Genomic DNA, 18,072 nt, shown 5'->3' with positions numbered 1-18,072 from the left:
CCATGGCGGCTCCCGGGCCAGAGCGTCTTCGTGAAGCCTTTGAAACCTTTCTGGAGACACAGACCTATGTCCGGATATTCCGATCCCGGCTTCGACACGCTGGCCCTGCATGCGGGTGCAGCGCCCGACGCCACGGGTGCCCGTGCCGTGCCGATTCACCTCTCGACGTCCTTCGTCTTTGAATCCAGTGACCACGCGGCGGCCCTGTTCAATCTGGAGAGACCCGGGCATGTCTACAGCCGCATCAGCAACCCGACCAACGCCGTGTTCGAGCAGCGCATGGCCGCGCTCGAAGGCGGCATTGGCGCCATCAGCACCGCCAGCGGCCAGGCCGCGCTGCACCTGGCGGTTGCGACGCTCATGGGAGCGGGCTCACACATCGTTGCCAGCACCGCGCTCTACGGTGGCAGCCAGAACCTGCTGCACTACACGCTGCGCCGATTCGGGATCGACACCACGTTTGTGAAACCGGGTGACATCGATGGCTGGCGCGCCGCTGTGCGGCCCAACACCAAGCTGTTTTTTGGTGAGACCGTGGGCAACCCGGGCCTGGATGTGCTCGACATCCCGACCGTGGCGCAGATCGCGCACGAAGCCAAAGTGCCGTTGCTGGTCGACTCCACCCTGACCACGCCTTACCTGATCAAGCCGCTCGATCACGGCGCCGACATCGTCTACCACTCAGCCACCAAATTCCTCAGCGGCCACGGCACCGTGATCGGCGGCGTGCTGGTCGATGGCGGCAGTTTCGACTGGGAAAAATCGGGGAAATTCCCCGAGCTCACCGAAGCCTATGAAGGCTTTCACAACATGGTGTTCAGCGAAGAGAGCACCGTCGGCGCTTTCCTGCTGCGCGCCCGCCGAGAAGGCCTGCGCGACTTCGGCGCCTGCCTCTCGCCCCACAGCGCCTGGCTCATCCTGCAGGGCATCGAAACCCTGTCGCTGCGCATGGACCGCCACATGGCCAACACGGAAAAAGTGGTGCAGTTCCTCGCCAGCCACCCCTTGGTGAGCCGCGTGGGCCACCCGATCCTGGAAACACATCCCAGCCATGCGCTGGCCAACAAGCTCTTGCGCCACGGCGCCAAAGGCGCAGGCGCCGTGTTCAGCTTTGACATCAAGGGCTCGCGCGAACAGGGCAAGGCCTTCATTGAAGCGCTGAAAATTTTCAGCCACCTGGCCAATGTGGGCGACTGCCGCTCACTCGTGATCCATCCCGCCAGCACCACCCACTTCCGCATGAGCGACGACGCACTGACGGGGGCCGGCATCGGCCCGGGCACCATTCGCCTGTCCATCGGGCTGGAGGATGCCGACGATCTGATCGATGATTTGAAGCGCGCGCTCAAGGCCGCAGAAAAGGCAGGTGTCTGATGTTCCTCCAAGTCAACGGCGCCCCAACCTACTGCTACACCGGCGGCAAGCCCTTCGACCCCGCCCAGCCCACCGTGGTCTTCATCCACGGCGTGCTCAACGACCACAGCGTCTGGATACTGCAAAGCCGTTACCTGGCCCACCACGGCTGGAACGTACTGGCCGTTGACCTGCCCGGCCACTGCAAGAGCGAGGGCGAAGCGCCCGCCACGGTCGAGGCAGCGGCTGATTTCATTGCGGCCCTGCTGGACGCGGCCGGCGTGCAAAAGGCCGCACTGGTCGGCCACAGCTGGGGATCTTTGATCGCGCTGGAAGCCGCCGCACGCCTGAAAGAACGGGTGAGCCATCTGGCGCTGGTCGGTACGGCTTACCCCATGAAAGTGTCTCCGGCGCTGATCGAAGCGTCGCTGAACGATCCGGTCAAAGCCATGACCATGGTCAACGTGTTTTCTCGAAGCACGCTGGCCCCCCCACCGTCCGCGCTGGGCCCTGGTACCTGGGTCTATGGCGCCGGCATGGCACTGGGCCGCCGCGTGCTCGCCAGCAATACCCAGGTCAACGTCTTTCACCGAGGCTTTGTGGCCTGCGACACCTACGCGGGCGGCGAGGCAGCCATGGAGAAGGTGACCTGCCCTGTTCTGTTCTTGTTGGGCGCCGTCGACCAGATGACCACCCCAAAGCCGCCCAGGGTTTGATCAAGGTGGCTCAATCAGCGGGCAAGATTCACCAAGTGGTCAAAGTGCCGGTCGGCCACAACCAGATGACCGAAGCGCCCGACGAAACCCTGGCTGCGATTCGAGACTTTCTGAAAACATGAGCAACCCGCCAGCTGGCCCGCGGTGCCCAGCCGAAGTGTCTCGGGTCATTGAAATGGCGTAAGAAGACCGGACGCCACTTGAAGCCATTGAGCGTCGGTTTCGGCTCAACGAGACCGCCGAGGTGGTCCTTGCGCGGCAGGAATTGAAGCTGCGCTCATTCAAAATGTGGCGCGAGCGGATGGCGGGCCGCACCACCAATCACGCCACGCAGCGCCACCCCGCCACCCAGCGCCGCCGGGCGAGTCACGCGCGGCAAGCTCGAGCGCCCGAACAACGGGGCAAAAGATCAAGACCCTGATCGGCGCACCCGCTGGCCAGGTTTCTCTGGCTGCCGGGGCGGGTGTGCCCGGGTGTGCTGCGTCCCTTTGTGCGTGGCATGCACAACGCCCAGGCTCTGGTCGGTTTCGAATTGCGAGGCCTGCGGAAAAAGGCTCTGCAACGAGGCCTTCACCTGGGCCAGCCGGGGGTCTTGGCCATGTGCATCGTCGGTGGTGTCGTTGACGCAAAAAAAGTCCAGCCGCCCACTGTCTCGCACCAGCGCAGCGAGCTGGTCCGATTGATCGGTATCGCCTGTGGCCACGTACAGGTGCGCGTATTCCCGAATCTTGGCCACGCCGTGCGCCAGCGCCCAGCGCAGCACAAAGTCGGACACCAGGGTCGGATTGTCCCAGGCGCGGAACACGCCCGAACGCACCCGTTCAAACAGCTCGGGCGCTTCGGCTTCCAGCCGAAACAGCAGCGACTTCAGCATGGGCCGGGGCGAATGCGCAAAGGTGCGGGGCGTGTGGCAATAGTCCGCGGCCATGAGCGAAGGCAGATCGTTCAGCCACTGTCCCGACAAGCGGCTGGCATTTTCCAGCGAGTTGTCGTCGGGACGCATCGGGCCTTCAGGCACGTCTGGATCGTCAGACCAAGCGGCATAGAAGCCGTCCCGCCAGAACCAGTGGTCCAGCTGCACGGGGGCCCCAAAAAAAACGTCGTCGTTGAGGTAAAAATAGCGTTCGGACAGCCCCGGAATTCGATGGATGTAGGACTCGATGTTGCCGGAATCAAACGTGGGCAGGCGGTCGGCCGGCAGCAGGTCCTTGTGGCCCACCAACGTGAGGCGGCTGGAGGCACGCAGCCACGGCGGCGTCTGCCCATCGGTCACAAGGTAGACATGGCCATGTCCGGGGAAAAACCGCTCCAGTGCTCGCAGGCTGTAGCGCAGCTCGTCGTTGTCCCGAAACCGTCCCTCCACATTGCCAAAGGGCGCCAGCGCCTGTGTTTCTGCGGCACCCATGCACAAGGCTGCCTGGTGCCGCTTGGCCCGCCAGACAGGGTCGTTGCCATCTACCCAGAGGTAAACGATGTCGATGGGTGGCTCGGGAGCAGGGGGAGGCATGGCAAACAACAGGCGAGAAAAGTGAGTGAATTATTCACCATGCGGGAAACCATCACGGTAGAGAAACCGAAGCCTACACCGCCATACACCCCAGCAGACAAGAGGGCCCGGATGGTAAGGGGTTTTGCAGTCTCGGGCGCGCCCGCGGTTGACCGGCCTTGTGCGGCAAAACCGGTCAGCACTGCCAGAATGGCACCATGACCACGCCCCTCGCCCCACAAACCATCACGCCCGCCATGACCCGGGAACGCGCTCAGGCCGTTGCATCCGGCTTTGACCTGCGGGCCCTGCCACCCGATTTCCTGGCCAACCCCTACCCGGTCTACACCGAGCTCCGGGAGACCGAACCCATCAAGCGCATGCCCGACGGTTCGGTCTTTCTGACCCGCCATGCGGATCTGATGGCGGTGTACCGCGATGCTCAGCACTTCAGTTCCGACAAACACGTGGAATTCGCGCCCAAATACGGCGCTGGCTCGCCGCTGTTTGAGCACCACACCACCAGCCTCGTGTTCAACGATCCGCCGCTGCATACCCGCGTGCGCAAACTCATCATGGGCGCGCTCACCCGCCGAGCCATTGCCGACATGGAGCCCGGCCTCATCCAGCTCGTTGACAAGCTGCTGGATCGCATCGAAGCCCAGGGGGGTGGCGACCTGATCGAAGACTTCGCCTCCGCCATTCCCGTGGATATCATCGGCAATTTGCTGGGTATTCACGAGGGCGAGCGCGGCCCGTTGCGCCAATGGTCGCTGTCCATTCTGGGGGCCCTGGAACCCGTGATCACACCGGCGCAGCAGGTCGAAGGCGACCGCAGCGTGACCGCCATGCTGACCTACCTCAAAGGTCTTGTGGCCGAGCGACGGCTTCGCCCCGGTGACCCCGAGCGCGACGTGCTCACCCGCCTGGTCCAGGGCGAGGCGAACGGCGAACAATTGAGCGAAGTCGAGTTGCTGCAAAACTGCATCTTCTTGCTCAACGCCGGCCATGAAACCACCACCAATCTGATCGGCAATGGCCTGATCCTGCTGCAGGAGTTTCCAGAAACCAAAGACAAGCTGCTGCGCAACATGGCCGCAGTGGACCACGATGCAGCGGCCCACGAAGCCGTGCTCTCGGCAGCGGTGGACGAGTTCTTGCGGTACGAATCCTCCAACCAGCTGGGCAACCGCCGCGTGGTCCACGCCACCCAGTTGAGTGGCGTGGATTTGCCGGTCGGCAGCCTGGTCACCCTGTGCATTGGTGCAGCCAACCGCGATCCAGCGGCATTCGCGTTGCCCGAAACGCTCGATCTGCAGCGCTCCCCCAACAAGCACCTGGCTTTTGGTTTCGGGATCCACCAATGCGCAGGCCTGAGCTTGGCCAGACTCGAAGGGCGGATCGCCATCGGTCGCTTTCTGCAACGGTTTCCCGGCTACCACCTGACAGCGCCACCCGTGCGAGGCGGTCGCGCACGTTTCAGGGGTTTCTTGCACGCCCCTTTCGCCACGGTCTAAACTGAAAACGTGCTGACTGAGTGTGACGCGGTGCAAACCCTGTGTCATGGGCAGCACACGTTGGACGGTATCGTCGCTCATCAGCCCGTTTTGCAGAACAACAACAGGAGAGATCCATGAACGAAGCCACCTCCGAAACAGCAGCACCCTCTGCTCAGCATTTCCAGACCTTTGCCGAGTTTTACCCCTTCTACCTGGGCGAACACAGTGATACAAACTGCCGCCGGCTGCACTTTCTGGGCAGCTCACTGGGACTGGTGTGCCTGGCCCTGGTGTTTTACACCGGCTCACTGCAGTACCTCGCCTACGGCTTGCTGGCGGGCTATGCGTGTGCCTGGGTTGGTCACTTTGTATTTGAAAAAAACAAACCCGCCAGCTTCAAACGCCCGCTCTACAGCTTCATGGGCGACTGGGTGATGTACAAGGACATGTGGTTGGGCAACGTCAAGCTCTGAAGCCCCGCGCCGGCAAACAGGCCCGGGCCTCAATGCAAGCTTGAAGGGTCGAGACCGGGGTGCTGGCCAAACCCCAACCGATGGCCAAATGGGTTTTGTGCTGCGACCCGGATGCCACCACCACCCACATCCCACAAGAACGGTCGTCAGGCCGCACAAGGCCTTGGCCTCCGCCTGATCAGGGTGCAGGGTCAATGGCGGCTCGCAATTCCTTCAACAGGTTGTTCGCCTTCCTTCAGGTCGTGGTCGGACGGGCAAAGGGCATTTGCATGGGAGCCCCCGGCGCCAGCGCATCGGCCACGCTCATGTGGTTCCAGCCACTGGCTGTCCAAAACACCTGGGTGCTGGCTACGCGGCCCAGCAACAGGCGCTCGGCCAATGCAGCCAAGGGCATGTGTTCGAGGTCAAGCAACAGCACATAGCGCTCATCCTCTTCATTCAAGCGGGCCAGCCAGTCCAGTGCCACCATGTGGCCGGCGGGACCTTCGAGGTTCAGCGGATCAACCCGCAGCCTCTGGGCAATCGCCTCCAGGCTCATGCCTCGATCGTCGTTCGACCGGGCCTGGCGCAGCAACTGCAAGCTCTCCAGCGCAAGCATGAAATTCCAGCCCGGCGTGTCGGCACGGCGCGCAATGCCCGACAACAAGCTCGGCAAATAGGCGGTCACCACCGCACCCAGCAACACGATCACCCAGGCCAGATAGATCCACACCAGCAAGATCGGCACACTGGCAAACGTCCCGTACACCACCGAATAGGTGGGCACGCTCGTGAGATACCACGCCAGCAGTTTTTTGGCGAGCTCAAGCCCCACCGCGACAAACAGCCCCCCCACCAGCGCATGGCTCCAGCGCACCCGGGTGTTGGGCACATAGCGGTACAGCGCCGCCATGCCCACGCCCATCAACACAAACTGCAAGGTGCTCAGCAAGAACTTCACTGCGCCCGGCAAGGTCGTCACCAAACCCTTGGATGCAGACAGCGCATAAGACGTCAAGCTCAGACTGCCCGCCAGGATCAATGGACCCAAGGTGAGCACGGCCCAGTAAACCAGCACCCGCTGGGTGAAAGGCCGGCTCTCGCGCACCCGCCAGATGTCGTTGAGCTTGCGATCAATGGTGAGAATCAGCGCGAGCGCCGTGACCAGCAGGGCGATGGCGCCCGCCCACCCCATTTCGCCCGCCGCGGCCGCGAACTGGTTGAGGTAGCTCAGCACCTGTTTGGCGATGTTGTCGGGCACCAGGCTCTGGATCAACCACCTCTGCACGCTGTCCTGCATGCGCGCAAACATGGGAAAAGCGCTGAAGATGGCCAGCGCGACGGTGAACAGCGGCACCAGCGAAATCGTGGTGGTGAAAGTCAGGCTGCTGGCGGTCACACCCAACTGGTCTTCGTCGAAGCGCTCGCGCAGCGTCGCCGCGGTGTTGCGCCAGGGGAAATTGAGCGTGTCGCGCCACAAGGTCTGCAGCAGGGTTTCCAGCTGCTGCCAACGTTCGTTCAGGGTCATCCCGGTATCATCCCAGATTGTCCTCCCCTGCACGCGGAGTACTCAGGGACCCAGTGGGCGACGGGCTGCGTTGGAACGGTCACTCCAGTCGCATGGATTCACCCCCCACATCGCCCTCTGTCCACATCCCCGACCGTCTGCCCCTGCCCCTGCTGCTACCGATCTACCGACCCATGCCAGAAACCAGCCAACAACCCTTACCCACCTCCGCGGCCACAGCCCGCACCGTCGCGTTCACGCGCACGCTCGCAGTGGGCAGCCTGGTGGGCCTCATCGTGTTGGGTCTGTTGTGGGAAATGTGGCTTGCGCCTTTGCGCCCGGGCGGTTCCTGGCTGGTGCTCAAGGTGTTGCCCCTGACGCTGCCACTCGCCGGTTTGCTGAAAAACCGCATGTACACCTACCGCTGGGTGAGTCTGATCGTCTGGATCTACTTCACCGAAGGTGTGGTTCGTGCGTGGAGCGACAAAGGTTTGTCGGCAGCCCTGGCCGGGATCGAGGTTGCCCTTTGCGTCTCTTTGTTTGTTGCCTGCGCCCTGCATGTGCGCACGCGCCTGAAAGCGGCCGGTCCAGCCGCTGTTGAGGCCGACAAACTGCGCCACGCCGCCGCCATTGGCGCAGCCGCCGACCCCATCAAACCCGTAAAATCATGAACCCCACCCTGATCGCACAACTGCGCGCCACCGTGGGCGATGCCCACGTTCTGACCCACGAAGACCCGACAGCCGATCTCAGCGCCTGGGAAAACGACTGGCGTAAACGGGCCCAAGGGCGCGCCTTGGCCATCGTTCGCCCCGGCAGCACGGCCGAAGTGGCCGCCGTGGTCAAGGCCTGCGCCGCGGCCGGCGCCAGCATCGTGCCCCAGGGTGGCAACACCGGTCTGGTCGTGGGCTCGGTGCCCGACGACACGGGTACCCAGGTGGTCCTGAGCTTGGGTCGCATGCAGGCTGTTCGATCTCTGGACGCCGCCAATCTCACGATCACGGTCGAGGCCGGGTGCATCCTGCAAAACCTCCAAACAGCCGCCGACAACGCAGGCTTTCTGTTTCCGCTCAGCCTCGCCGCCGAAGGCAGCTGCACCATTGGCGGGAACCTCGCCACCAATGCGGGTGGCACCCAGGTGGTGCGCTACGGCAATGCCCGCGACCTCTGCCTGGGACTGGAAGTCGTGACCGCCCAAGGCGAGATCTGGCATGGTCTTAGCGGCCTGCGCAAAGACAACACCGGCTACGACCTGCGGGACCTCTTCATCGGCAGTGAGGGCACCCTGGGCATCATCACCGCGGCCACGCTCAAACTCTACCCCCAGCCTGCCGCGCAACTCACGGCATGGGCCGCCGTCCCGTCGCTGGACGCAGCCGTTGCATTGCTGGGCCTGGCCCATCAGCAGCTCGGCGCAGGCCTGACCGGCTTTGAGGTCATGGGGCAGTTCGCACTCAGCCTGGTCAACAAGCATTTCCCGGCACTGCGCGTGCCGTTCATGGCCGCTGGAGCCGCACAGGCGCCCTGCTACGGCGTGCTGCTGGAGAACAGCAGCAGCGAGTCCGAAGCCCATGCAAGAAGCCGACTGGAGCGCTTGCTGGAAACCGCTTTTGAACAGGAAGTGGTGGGCGATGCCGTGGTGGCCGAGAGCCTGGCACAGGCCCAGGGGCTCTGGCACATCCGCGAGAGCATCCCGCTGGCGCAGGCCGAAGAAGGCCTCAACATCAAACACGACATCAGCATCCCCGTCTCCCGCATCCCCACTTTTTGCACTGAGACCGATGCGCTGCTGAAGCGGGAAATCCCCGGCGTGCGGCTGGTCAACTTCGGCCACTTGGGCGATGGCAACCTGCACTACAACGTGCAAGCCCCTGAAAATGGCGATGCGGCCACGTTCCTGCGCCAGCAGGAAGCGCAGGTCAACGCGCTGGTGTTCCAGCAAGTGGCCCGCTTTGATGGTTCGATCAGTGCCGAACACGGCGTCGGCAGCCTCAAGGCCGACAAGCTGCCCGAATTCAAGGATCCCGTGGCGCTCGCTCTGATGCGATCGATCAAACACGCGCTTGACCCCGCCAACCTGCTCAACCCAGGGCGCGTGCTGCACCCGCTGAACCCTTCGCGATGACCTCGATGCCGCCCGCGGCCTCTGCGCGGGCCGCCAGCATCCTGCTGCTGGGCATCGTCTACCTGTCTTTTGTGAGCCTGGGTTTGCCCGATGCGGTGATGGGCGTGGCGTGGCCGGCCATGCGCCTGCAGATGGGCCAGCCCCTGGCTGCCATGGGTATTCTCACCATCACCCTGATGGCCAGCGCGGTCACCAGCGCCTGGCTCACACCGCGCCTGGTGGCGGTGGTGGGCACAGGCGCGGTGGTGGCGGGCAGTTGCACATTGACCGGTCTCGCGCTGTGCGGCTTCTCGGTCGCACCCTCGTTTGGCTGGCTGGTGCTGCTGGCAGTTCCACTGGGCGCAGGGGGCGGGGCTGTCGACGCCAGCATGAACCAGTTCGTGGCGGCGCACTACACGTCGCGCCACATGAACTGGCTACACGGTTTTTGGGGGATGGGCGCCGCAACAGGCCCTGTGGTCATGGGTTTGGCCCTCGCCAGCGCAGGGGGTTGGGCGGTGGGTGCACGCCACATCGGACTGATCCAGCTGGGCCTGGGTGTTGTGTTGTGGTTTGCTTTGCCCTTGTGGCGCCACAGCCCGGGCAAATCTTCGGCATCGAATGACCCAGACGACAAGCCCATTCGCGGAGCATCCAAGGCCTTCAAGCCCTTGGCAATGCAAGCGCTGTGGCTGTCGCCCTTGTGTTTTTTGCTCTACGTTGCTGCGGAAATGGGCACCTACCTCTGGGCGGCAAGCCTGTTGGTGGGCAACCGGGGCATCGGCCTGCCCGAGGCGGGCATCTGGGTGTCGGTGTATTTTGCATCCATCACCCTCGGCCGGTTCAGTGCTGGCTTGTTCGCCAACCACCTGGGCAACCGGCGCCTGATCGCGCTGGGCATTGCACTGGCCACCGTGGGTGCACTTCTGTTCGCCCTACCCACACTGCCCCATGCGTTGAACCTCGCGGGCCTGGTGTTGATGGGGCTGGGCTGTGCGCCGGTGTTTCCTTCGCTCATGCATGAACCCGCCCGCCGCTTTGCGCCCGAGGTGGCGCGCAAAGTGATCGCCTGGCAAATGATGGCGTCATATGCCGGGGGGTCGGTGATCCCGGCAGCCTTTGGACTGATCGCCACCTGGCTGGGGCTGGAGGCGGTCATGCCCATGGTGGTGTTGATGTTGATCGTTTTGGCACTCGCGGTGCGCCGGCTCAACCAGCTGAGCTGAACCACCTGTCCCGCACGCTCAGCCCTGATGAGCCAGGTGCGCTTCATTGAGTGCATGCGCCCGAATCGCTGCCGGCCGGATTTGCAAGCGGTGGGCATACGCCTCAAAGACCGGTCGCTTCTCGATGGTGCCAAACTGCAGGCCCCAGCTCACGCTGGACCCCACATAGACATCCGCCGCCGTAAATCGCTCCCCACACACATACGGCGCGGCACTCAAGGCCCGCTCCAGCGCGTTCAGCGTGTCTTCGTAGCTGCCAAAACCCACCATGGCGTTTCGCCCTTCAGGCACCGCCCACCCCAGCGAGCGCGCCACCACCGCTTGTTCCAGCGGTCCCGCCGCAAAAAACAGCCACCGGTGGTAAGCGGCGCTCTCAGGAGTCCCCGGCGTGGGCCGCAACCCCTGATCAGGGAAGGCATCGGCCACATAGGCACAAATGGCCGCCGCCTCAGTGACCACCGCACTGCCATGCTTCAAGGCTGGCACCTTGCCCATGGGATTGATCGCCAGGTAGTCGGGCGCTTTCATGGTGGTGCCATATTCCAGCCAAACCGTTTCATACGGCAAGCCCAACTCCTCCATCATCCAGTGAGCGATTCGGCCACGGGACTGGGGGTTGGTGTAGAGCTGAAGTTGACCCATGTGGACTCCTGAAAAAGTTGGAACATGAACGCGAAAACTGTCGCACTTCAGCCCATGCTAAGCGAAAGCCACCACCATCGCACCTTGAAATTGAGCTTTGCCAACGACCGGAGCCTCCCCCATGCTGCAATCCCTTTTCGCCTGCGTGATGCTTCTGATCGCATGCACCCTGCTGCACTATGAGGTTTTGCGCACCCTCAACAACCGCTTGCCATCCATGCGCGTGCCCGACCGGTTGAAAGTGGTGGTCGTCATCCTGGGCGCATTCGCGGCACACCTGCTGGAAATGCTTTTGTATGGTGCCACTTTCTACGCGCTGGTGACCTGGTGGGGGGCGGGCCAGCTGACAGGACTGGCCGGGTCTTCGTGGACCACCTGTCTGTATTTTTCAGCGGAAACCTACACCTCGCTGGGCTTCGGAGATCTCACTCCGGTCGGGCCGGTGCGCATGCTGGTGGGCACGGAGGCCTTGGCTGGCTTGCTGATGATTGCCTGGTCCGCGTCCTTCACCTACCTCTCCATGGAGCGATTCTGGCGCACTGAAAAAGGTTGAAGTCGGTGCGGCCCAACCGCTGTCGCGCTGCAAGGCACAATTCAGGCTAGCCCTCTGCTTCAATTTGACTGCTGCCATGACCGATACCGCCGCCGCCCACCCCGTCCGCTCCCAATACGAAGATTTCATGCGCCACGTGTTCACCACGGGCGTACAGAAGGGTGACCGCACCGGCACCGGCACCACCAGCGTTTTCGGTCACCAGATGCGCTTCGACCTGAACGAAGGCTTTCCCCTGGTGACCACCAAAAAGGTTTTCCTCAAGGCCATCATCGTGGAACTGCTTTGGTTTCTGCGCGGTGACAGCAATGTGAAATGGCTGCAGGAAAGGGGCTGCTCGATTTGGGACGAATGGGCCCGCGAAGACGGCAGCCTGGGCCCTGTGTATGGCGTGCAGTGGCGCAGCTGGCCTACGCCTGGCGGCGGCCATATCGACCAGATCGCCGACGTCATTCAGACACTCAAGACCAACCCCGATTCGCGGCGCATCATCGTGAGCGCCTGGAATGTGGCCGAGCTCTCGCAAATGGCGTTGATGCCGTGCCACGCGTTCTTCCAGTTTTATGTCGCCCCGCCCACCACCCCGGGCGGCCGGGGCAAGCTCAGCTGCCAGCTCTACCAGCGCAGCGCCGATATCTTCCTGGGCGTGCCCTTCAACATCGCGAGCTACGCCTTGCTCACCCACATGGTGGCCCAGCAATGCGATCTGGACGTGGGCGACTTCATCTGGACCGGTGGCGATTGCCACATCTACAGCAACCACCATGAGCAGGTCGAGCGCCAGCTGAGCCGCTCGCCCATGGCCTACCCCACGCTCAACATCAAACGCCGTCCCGATTCGATCTTCGACTACAACCTCGAGGACTTCGAGGTCCTGGACTACGACCACCACCCCGCCATCAAGGCACCGGTCGCGGTCTGACCCTCTGCCGCCGCGCAGCGCGCCCCCAACTTGACCCCAGGCGCAGGTGTTTTGCACGCCTGCCCCCACCCGACGCCACCACCCGCTTCAAACCATGTTGTCCCGCAAACAAGTCTGGGCCCTGCTCGCCCTCACCCTCATGTGGGGCGTGAACTGGCCCATGATGAAGCTCTCACTCCAGGAAATGAGCCCGCTCTTCTTCCGGGCTACCACCATGCTGCTGGGCGCGGGCTGGCTGTTTTTCTACGTCAACCGCTCCGGTGAACGCATGTGGCCTGCGGGCCGGGAGTGGGCCGCCATCGCCGTGTTGGCCCTGCCCAACGTACTGGGCTGGCACACGCTGTCGATCTTTGGCGTGCAGGAGCTGGCCTCGGGGCGCGCCGCCATCCTGGGCTTCACCATGCCCATCTTCACGGTGCTGCTCGGCGCCGCCTTTTTTGGTGAGCGCATCACGCCGCGCGTGCGGGTCGCCGTGGTCTGCGCCTCCATCGCCATCGCCCTGCTGCTCTGGCACGAGGTGGCCCGTATCAGTGGTCGCCCGGCCGGCATCGCCTGGATGCTGAGCGCGGCCGTCTGCTGGGCGCTGGGCACCCTGATGTTTCGCCGTGCGCAGTTCACCCTCGCCCCGCTGGTGGTGACCGTCTGGATGCTGCTGCTCGGCAGCGTGGCGGTCTGGGCGCTGGCCCTGGCTTTGGAGCCCCTGCCTGACATCTCGGGGTTCTCCCTGCCCATGTGGGTCAGCCTGGTCTACGGCGTGGTGATCAACTACGGCTTCGCCCAACTGATCTGGTTCGGCATGGCGCGCACGTTGCCACCGGCCACCAGTGCCATGAGCATCATGGCCATTCCGCTGGTCGGTACCCTCAGCGCCACCTTCATCCTGGGTGAGGTGCCCCACTGGCGCGACTGGCTGGCCATGGGTTTTGTGATGATGGCCATCGCCAGCGTGTTGTGGCCTGCCCGTCGCACGAAATCGCTGAGCGCGGCACAATCGACACATGCCTGATACACATTCCCCTCAAGCACCGGCCCGCCTGCACCTGATCTACGCCCGCGCTTCCAACGGCGTGATCGGGAAAAACAACGGCCTGCCCTGGCACCTGCCGGAAGACATGGTCCATTTCAAGCGCGCCACCCAAGGGTGCGCCGTGCTCATGGGTCGAAAAACCTGGGATTCATTGCCTGAGCGCTTCCGCCCACTGCCTGGGCGCGACAACATCGTGATCACGCGCAATGGCCAATGGCGGGCCTCTGGCGCCAAGGTGGCCCATTCCATCGATCACGCCCTGTCGCTCTGTGAGCCCGGCAGCGATGCCTGGGTCATTGGCGGTGAACAGATCTACGCGCTGGCCTTGCCCCTGGCAACGACGGTGGTGGTCACCGAAATCGGCCACCACTACGAAGGTGATGCGTTCGCCCCCAGGCTCGGGCCCGAGTGGACCGAGACCCGCCGCGAACCCCACACCGCCGTGAACGGCTTGCTGTTCGCCTTCGTGACCTACACCCGCGCGGCCTGAAGCCCCGCTCAACACCCCATGCAACTCGCCACCTGAACTGTGCATGGGAGTCTCAGGCGATTTCAGGATGTCCCAGATCGTCCGAAAAACCCTATACGTGACAATAACTTAGCGACACATATTGTCTCAGGCCTTTCCAGTTGATCTCTTGAAATCCCGATCGCCTGGGGGTAAGGTTGGGGGTACGGATTGACCCATACCCCCAAGTGCTGACCACTCTACAAATAAAGTCGGCCAAGCCGGCGGAACGAGCATTCAAGCTGGCTGATGCGGGCGGCCTGTTCGTCCTCGTTCAGCCCAACGGCTCGAAGCTCTGGCGCTACAAGTTCAGGCTGGACGGTGTGGAAGGTCTGCAAGCGTTGGGTGCTTTTCCCGAGGTCACGCTAGCCGACGCGAGGCACGCGCACGCAGAGTCGCGCAAGCTGATAGCCAAGGGTATTCACCCCGTCCAGGCTCGACGCGAAGAACGCGAGAGCCGCGCCCAGGAGGAACTGCACCGCGTCAAGGGCAGCTTTGGCGCGGTGTGCGCCGACTGGAAAACCGCGACGGGCGCGGACCTTCGGCCAGCGACGGTCTTGCAGCGCAACCGGGAGATCGAGAAGGACCTGTCACCCCACTTCAAGGACCGGCCGATTTCGAAGATCACGCGCCTCGAGCTGACCACTGCACTAAAGGAGGTAGAGGCGCGAGCGCCCGAGGTCGCGCGGAACCTGCGCAACTACCTGTGGGGCATCTTCGAGCACGCCATCGACTCCGGGCTGATCGCTGACAACCCCGTGCCGCCAGTTCGCGTGCTCCGCAAGCGCAACCAGGAGAACCACCCTGCCCTTTCGCTCGAGTTGCTCGGTAAGTTCCTGCGCAAGCTGGATGCCATAGACACGATCTACGAGCAGACCCGGATCGCGATGCTGCTCGTCGTGTTGACGGCCTGTCGCAAGGCCGAAGTCACCGGTGCAAAGTGGAGCGAGATCGACTTGAAGGCAGCAGAGTGGGAGGTCCCTGCCGAACGGATGAAGGCTGGGCGAGCCCACTGGGTGCCCCTTTCCCGCCAGGCTGTGAAGTTGCTTCAAAAACTACGGGCACTCGTTCCAGAGGAAAACGTCTACCTGTTTCCCAATCGCCTCGATCCTGATCGTCCGATGGCAAACAGAAGTCTCAATGCGCTGATGGAACGACTGGGCTTCAGCGGCGACGGCACCCCTCATGGCATGCGCGCTACCTTCAGCACGCACTTCAACGCGATTGGCGCGAGCATCGACGTGATCGAGCATTGCCTTGCCCATGTACCCGGCAATCGGGTGCGTGCGGCGTACAACCGACATGGGTATCGGGCCGAGCGCCGCGAGATGCTCCAGGCTTGGGCCACGTGCGTGGACCAGTTGCGCTCCGGTTTGCCGTCCAAAGTACCGGCACCAAGCTCGAAATCGAAAGCGAACTGTTAATCCGCAGGTCCCTGGTTCGAGTCCAGGTCGGGGAGCCAAGTAAATAGAGAGTCAGCAGGTTAGCGCCTGCTGACTTTTTTGTTTTCTGGAAGGGCTTGGTGCCAGTCTGGTGCCAGTTTGACGATCCATGAATGGCCGTCAACAAAATTCAAGATCCGTTGCATGCGCGCCGCAACGAAAATGCGCCCTGCCCCACCTGGGCGCGGTTCGCCCCAGGTGACGTCATGCCGAATCACCAAAGCGCAGAGTCTTGCAAGTCCACGGTCACCCGCCGCATGCGCCGGTTGTGGTGCCATCTCACTGCCACGACCACCAGCAAGCCCAGCAGCAACGCAACGCTGATCATCTCCACGAGCGACGGCAACCTGTCCAACACGGCTGTCAGCGTCACACGCACCCCGTACCCAAGAACCATCACCAGCGTCAAAGCCAGCAGCGCACAGCGCAGTGCTCGGCTCACACCGTGATGGGTTTTCATAAACAAGACTCGCATGATGTGTGGTCGGTGGAGCTCAAGTGGTCTCATGGACTTCTAAACACTACTCGAACAGTGACCGATGGTCACCAGTGAGCAGCTAGCCCAGCTTATCTGCAAACGCCCCGGGCGCCGTGACTCCTGAAGTACATCAGTCAGAGAGATTTCGCCTTCACGCTTCGGGCACAAAGCCGTCATCAAACACCTCCCTGACCAGGTCTTCGCTCTGGACGATGTGCTGTACTGACGCCTGTGCAGAAGTTTTGAAAGCGAACTCACCCTCTGGGGCACGGAGCCCGACCTGCACCTGATCATGATCGCCACTTTTCGTGGTGATCGAGGCTGGCACGCCTGACATTCTGGAACTGTCCCTCATGCTGACCACCGCGCAGTGGCTGCCGGTGGACGACGGTTGGGACCAGCAACTGATTGGAGCGCTGGTGCGTCAGGGGCGCAGCTTTGTCAAAATCCTGCGGTACAACACGCCGGGCACCCAGGCGCTGGTCTGTGCCACCCTGCTGGACTGCGGTGATTCGCTCTGCCCTTTGTGCATTGACCGCGATCACTACTCGGCTGCGCTCTTGCTGGCCGATTTCACAGTGCCCACACCCAACCCCGACATCCCTTCCTGGAGTTGGAGCCCAACGCTCGGCGACTTGCCCGCTCTGCCGCAGCGCCAACTGAAGGCTCAATCGGTACCACCCGCCGTGATGGCCGGCACGGCGGGGAACCCCGTGCGGGCACTTCCAGTTTCCTGATTAGATTTCTTCCACTTCCGATACCGGGATATTTCAAGATATCCTGAATCAGGAAAGACCATAAACACTTTGTTTAAAAACGACTTTTTGCCTTAAAGTACAGATACCATTTATTTTCATTTCAGATGCTAGCAACCATGGTTCAGTTTGTTCACCATCCTCTTCGGCTGCTCAACCCGAGCTTTGACTCGCCATTACTGGATGTATTGACAGACCTGGAGCACCTGCGACGCCTGCAAATCCAGGTCACTACGCCACTGCCGGTGTTCATGCAGCTCAAGCAGGTGTTCCACGTGTTGGAGAGCCTGGCTTCGGCGCGCATCGAAGGCAACCACACCACACTGGCCGATTACGTCGAAGCCAAAGTGTTGGACGGCCCGAACCGGACCGAGCAACTGCAGGAGATCGCGAACATCGAGCGCGCCATGCAGCAGGTCGAAGACAGCGTGGAGCCCGGAGCACCGGTGACCGAGCACATGCTGCGCGGCCTGCACGCCACCACGGTGGATGGCCTCAAGCGCGAGGGCGACACCAACCCTGGCGCCTACCGCCAAGGTGCGGTAAAGATTGCCCAGGCCGAACACCTGCCGCCCGAAGCGCCCCAGGTGCCGGACTACATGACCGAGCTGGTGGCATTCATTAACCGGGCGGATCCGCCCAAATACGACTTAATGAAAGTGGCGCTGGCGCATCACCGGTTCGCTTGGGTGCATCCATTTGGCAACGGCAATGGTCGGGTGGTGCGTCTGCTCACCTACGCCATGCTGATCAAGTACGGTTTTCGCGTAAACGCCGAAGGGCGGTTGCTCAACCCGGCCGCGGTTTTTTGTGCAGACCGCAACGCCTACTATGCAAGGCTGGGCGATGCTGATGCAGGCACCGAGCCGGCGCTGGAGCGCTGGTGTGTGTATGTGCTTTCTGGCGTGCGCGACGAGCTAACCAAGGTAGACAGACTGGCCAACTACGAGCACCTCAAAGCCAAGGTCCTACTGCCTGCAGTGAACCACGCCCGCGAGCGCCAGTTGATCACCCCCCTGGAACAGGCGGTGCTGACCACCACCATTAAAGCTGGCACGGTAAAGGCTGGCGACCTAGAAGCGGCCATGCCCGACCTCAACGCCAACCAGCGCACCTACCAGCTTCGCAAGCTGGTGGACAGCGGCATGCTGCAGCCCACCAAGCCCGGGGCACGGCAATACAGCATCGGGTTCAGCCACAACATGCTGTTGCGTGGTGTGGTGCGCGCGCTGACGGACGAGGGATTCATACCCGCTGCGCTGGTGGCGCCACCCGCCTGAGCAACTGGTCTGCAGCGATTGCTGCCGGTGGTTGCCATCAGGCGTACTCACGCTGACTGCCAAAGAGCAGCAGTTGGGTACAGCGACCTGAGCTGGCCCGAATGGCCGCTGTATGAGGTACT

The 18,072-nt window shown here is 62.7% G+C and carries 18 protein-coding genes, 1 tRNA gene and 1 pseudogene; 16 read left to right on the top strand and 4 right to left on the bottom strand.

The window, feature by feature from the left end; all coding sequences use genetic code 11:
- Window positions 1-66 precede the first annotated feature (66 nt).
- From E5678_RS02055 to E5678_RS22540, 3 genes and pseudogenes are all read left to right on the top strand, one after another.
- Window positions 67-1,374 carry an O-acetylhomoserine aminocarboxypropyltransferase gene (locus E5678_RS02055; RefSeq protein WP_136176987.1) on the top strand — a complete coding sequence of 436 codons (1,308 nt, stop codon included), beginning with the start codon at window positions 67-69 and terminating at the stop codon, window positions 1,372-1,374.
- Window positions 1,374-2,191 (top strand): annotated as a pseudogene (locus E5678_RS02050) (alpha/beta hydrolase). Before E5678_RS02055 ends, E5678_RS02050 begins: the two are co-directional and overlap by 1 nt.
- Before the next feature lie 122 nt (window positions 2,192-2,313).
- Window positions 2,314-2,490: a DUF2805 domain-containing protein gene (locus E5678_RS22540; RefSeq protein WP_247596883.1), complete on the top strand. Its 177-nt coding sequence runs from the start codon at window positions 2,314-2,316 to the stop codon at window positions 2,488-2,490.
- Here the strand turns inward: E5678_RS22540 and E5678_RS02040 are convergent.
- Window positions 2,479-3,576, bottom strand: coding sequence for a Stealth CR1 domain-containing protein (locus tag E5678_RS02040; protein WP_136176986.1), 1,098 nt, complete (start codon window positions 3,574-3,576; stop codon window positions 2,479-2,481). The genes E5678_RS22540 and E5678_RS02040 overlap by 12 nt on opposite strands.
- A gap of 197 nt (window positions 3,577-3,773) precedes the next feature.
- Here E5678_RS02040 and E5678_RS02035 point away from each other — a divergent pair, with 197 nt between their 5' ends.
- Both E5678_RS02035 and E5678_RS02030 read left to right on the top strand, forming a co-directional pair.
- Window positions 3,774-5,072, top strand: a complete 1,299-nt coding sequence (locus E5678_RS02035) for a cytochrome P450 (RefSeq protein ID WP_136176985.1) — start codon at window positions 3,774-3,776, stop codon at window positions 5,070-5,072.
- 116 nt (window positions 5,073-5,188) lie between these two features.
- The gene (locus E5678_RS02030) at window positions 5,189-5,527 is read left to right on the top strand and encodes a DUF962 domain-containing protein (protein WP_136176984.1); all 339 of its coding nucleotides are present in this window, start codon (window positions 5,189-5,191) and stop codon (window positions 5,525-5,527) included.
- A gap of 235 nt (window positions 5,528-5,762) precedes the next feature.
- Here the strand turns inward: E5678_RS02030 and E5678_RS02025 are convergent, their stop codons facing one another.
- Complete coding sequence (locus tag E5678_RS02025; protein WP_136176983.1) at window positions 5,763-7,034, bottom strand: YihY family inner membrane protein; 1,272 nt, start codon at window positions 7,032-7,034, stop codon at window positions 5,763-5,765.
- Window positions 7,035-7,207: 173 nt separating this feature from the next.
- Here E5678_RS02025 and E5678_RS02020 point away from each other — a divergent pair, with 173 nt between their 5' ends.
- Genes E5678_RS02020 through E5678_RS02010 form a run of 3 tightly spaced genes read left to right on the top strand, consistent with a single transcriptional unit; the run spans window position 7,208 to window position 10,343 of the window.
- Window positions 7,208-7,684, top strand: a complete 477-nt coding sequence (locus E5678_RS02020; protein WP_136180587.1) for a DUF2069 domain-containing protein — start codon at window positions 7,208-7,210, stop codon at window positions 7,682-7,684.
- Window positions 7,681-9,138: an FAD-binding oxidoreductase gene (locus E5678_RS02015; RefSeq protein WP_136176982.1), complete on the top strand. Its 1,458-nt coding sequence runs from the start codon at window positions 7,681-7,683 to the stop codon at window positions 9,136-9,138. Before E5678_RS02020 ends, E5678_RS02015 begins: the two co-directional genes overlap by 4 nt.
- Window positions 9,135-10,343 carry an MFS transporter gene (locus E5678_RS02010; RefSeq protein ID WP_136176981.1) on the top strand — a complete coding sequence of 403 codons (1,209 nt, stop codon included), beginning with the start codon at window positions 9,135-9,137 and terminating at the stop codon, window positions 10,341-10,343. Before E5678_RS02015 ends, E5678_RS02010 begins: the two co-directional genes overlap by 4 nt.
- An 18-nt stretch (window positions 10,344-10,361) precedes the next feature.
- On the opposite strand, the gene E5678_RS02005 is transcribed toward E5678_RS02010, so the two are convergent.
- Window positions 10,362-10,985 carry a glutathione S-transferase family protein gene (locus tag E5678_RS02005; protein WP_136176980.1) on the bottom strand — a complete coding sequence of 208 codons (624 nt, stop codon included), beginning with the start codon at window positions 10,983-10,985 and terminating at the stop codon, window positions 10,362-10,364.
- Between the two features lie 121 nt (window positions 10,986-11,106).
- On the opposite strand from E5678_RS02005, the gene E5678_RS02000 reads away from it, so the two are divergent.
- From E5678_RS02000 to E5678_RS22225, 6 genes are all read left to right on the top strand, one after another.
- Window positions 11,107-11,538, top strand: coding sequence for a potassium channel family protein (locus E5678_RS02000; protein ID WP_136176979.1), 432 nt, complete (start codon window positions 11,107-11,109; stop codon window positions 11,536-11,538).
- A 76-nt stretch (window positions 11,539-11,614) separates the two neighbouring features.
- The gene (locus E5678_RS01995; protein WP_136176978.1) at window positions 11,615-12,460 is read left to right on the top strand and encodes a thymidylate synthase; all 846 of its coding nucleotides are present in this window, start codon (window positions 11,615-11,617) and stop codon (window positions 12,458-12,460) included.
- Between the two features lie 94 nt (window positions 12,461-12,554).
- A complete protein-coding gene (locus E5678_RS01990) occupies window positions 12,555-13,466 on the top strand; it encodes a DMT family transporter (protein WP_136176977.1) in 912 nt (303 codons plus the stop codon).
- Window positions 13,459-13,977 carry a dihydrofolate reductase gene (locus E5678_RS01985; RefSeq protein WP_136176976.1) on the top strand — a complete coding sequence of 173 codons (519 nt, stop codon included), beginning with the start codon at window positions 13,459-13,461 and terminating at the stop codon, window positions 13,975-13,977. The genes E5678_RS01990 and E5678_RS01985 overlap by 8 nt, the downstream gene beginning before the upstream one ends.
- A 206-nt stretch (window positions 13,978-14,183) precedes the next feature.
- A complete protein-coding gene (locus E5678_RS01980; protein ID WP_247596988.1) occupies window positions 14,184-15,419 on the top strand; it encodes an integrase arm-type DNA-binding domain-containing protein in 1,236 nt (411 codons plus the stop codon).
- Window positions 15,375-15,457, top strand: a tRNA-Ser gene (locus E5678_RS22225). The genes E5678_RS01980 and E5678_RS22225 overlap by 45 nt, the downstream gene beginning before the upstream one ends.
- A gap of 194 nt (window positions 15,458-15,651) precedes the next feature.
- On the opposite strand, the gene E5678_RS01975 is transcribed toward E5678_RS22225, so the two are convergent.
- A complete protein-coding gene (locus tag E5678_RS01975; protein WP_136176975.1) occupies window positions 15,652-15,912 on the bottom strand; it encodes a hypothetical protein in 261 nt (86 codons plus the stop codon).
- A 356-nt stretch (window positions 15,913-16,268) separates the two neighbouring features.
- Here E5678_RS01975 and E5678_RS01970 point away from each other — a divergent pair, with 356 nt between their 5' ends.
- Together E5678_RS01970 and E5678_RS01965 are read left to right on the top strand one after the other, a co-directional pair.
- Window positions 16,269-16,652, top strand: coding sequence for a DUF1173 family protein (locus E5678_RS01970; protein WP_136176974.1), 384 nt, complete (start codon window positions 16,269-16,271; stop codon window positions 16,650-16,652).
- A gap of 137 nt (window positions 16,653-16,789) precedes the next feature.
- On the top strand, window positions 16,790-17,950 hold the full coding sequence (locus E5678_RS01965) for a Fic family protein (protein WP_136176973.1): 1,161 nt from the start codon (window positions 16,790-16,792) through the stop codon (window positions 17,948-17,950).
- Window positions 17,951-18,072: the final 122 nt, after the last annotated feature.

It is taken from the genome of Hydrogenophaga sp. PAMC20947 (genome assembly GCF_004795855.1).
Classification (GTDB): Bacteria; Pseudomonadota; Gammaproteobacteria; order Burkholderiales; family Burkholderiaceae_C; genus Hydrogenophaga.
This window is presented reverse-complemented; position numbering and strand designations above follow the sequence as displayed.

Excerpts from the sequence above, each read along its gene's own strand:
- E5678_RS02055 (WP_136176987.1), top strand. The coding sequence starts at position 67 with ATGTCCGGATATTCCGATCCCGGCTTCGACACGCTGGCCCTGCATGCG.
- E5678_RS02040 (WP_136176986.1), bottom strand. The coding sequence starts at position 3,576 with ATGCCTCCCCCTGCTCCCGAGCCACCCATCGACATCGTTTACCTCTGG.
- E5678_RS02035 (WP_136176985.1), top strand. The coding sequence starts at position 3,774 with ATGACCACGCCCCTCGCCCCACAAACCATCACGCCCGCCATGACCCGG.
- E5678_RS02030 (WP_136176984.1), top strand. The coding sequence starts at position 5,189 with ATGAACGAAGCCACCTCCGAAACAGCAGCACCCTCTGCTCAGCATTTC.
- E5678_RS02025 (WP_136176983.1), bottom strand. The coding sequence starts at position 7,034 with ATGACCCTGAACGAACGTTGGCAGCAGCTGGAAACCCTGCTGCAGACC.
- E5678_RS02020 (WP_136180587.1), top strand. The coding sequence starts at position 7,208 with ATGCCAGAAACCAGCCAACAACCCTTACCCACCTCCGCGGCCACAGCC.
- E5678_RS02015 (WP_136176982.1), top strand. The coding sequence starts at position 7,681 with ATGAACCCCACCCTGATCGCACAACTGCGCGCCACCGTGGGCGATGCC.
- E5678_RS02010 (WP_136176981.1), top strand. The coding sequence starts at position 9,135 with ATGACCTCGATGCCGCCCGCGGCCTCTGCGCGGGCCGCCAGCATCCTG.
- E5678_RS02005 (WP_136176980.1), bottom strand. The coding sequence starts at position 10,985 with ATGGGTCAACTTCAGCTCTACACCAACCCCCAGTCCCGTGGCCGAATC.
- E5678_RS02000 (WP_136176979.1), top strand. The coding sequence starts at position 11,107 with ATGCTGCAATCCCTTTTCGCCTGCGTGATGCTTCTGATCGCATGCACC.
- E5678_RS01995 (WP_136176978.1), top strand. The coding sequence starts at position 11,615 with ATGACCGATACCGCCGCCGCCCACCCCGTCCGCTCCCAATACGAAGAT.
- E5678_RS01990 (WP_136176977.1), top strand. The coding sequence starts at position 12,555 with ATGTTGTCCCGCAAACAAGTCTGGGCCCTGCTCGCCCTCACCCTCATG.
- E5678_RS01985 (WP_136176976.1), top strand. The coding sequence starts at position 13,459 with ATGCCTGATACACATTCCCCTCAAGCACCGGCCCGCCTGCACCTGATC.
- E5678_RS01975 (WP_136176975.1), bottom strand. The coding sequence starts at position 15,912 with ATGCGAGTCTTGTTTATGAAAACCCATCACGGTGTGAGCCGAGCACTG.
- E5678_RS01970 (WP_136176974.1), top strand. The coding sequence starts at position 16,269 with ATGCTGACCACCGCGCAGTGGCTGCCGGTGGACGACGGTTGGGACCAG.
- E5678_RS01965 (WP_136176973.1), top strand. The coding sequence starts at position 16,790 with ATGGTTCAGTTTGTTCACCATCCTCTTCGGCTGCTCAACCCGAGCTTT.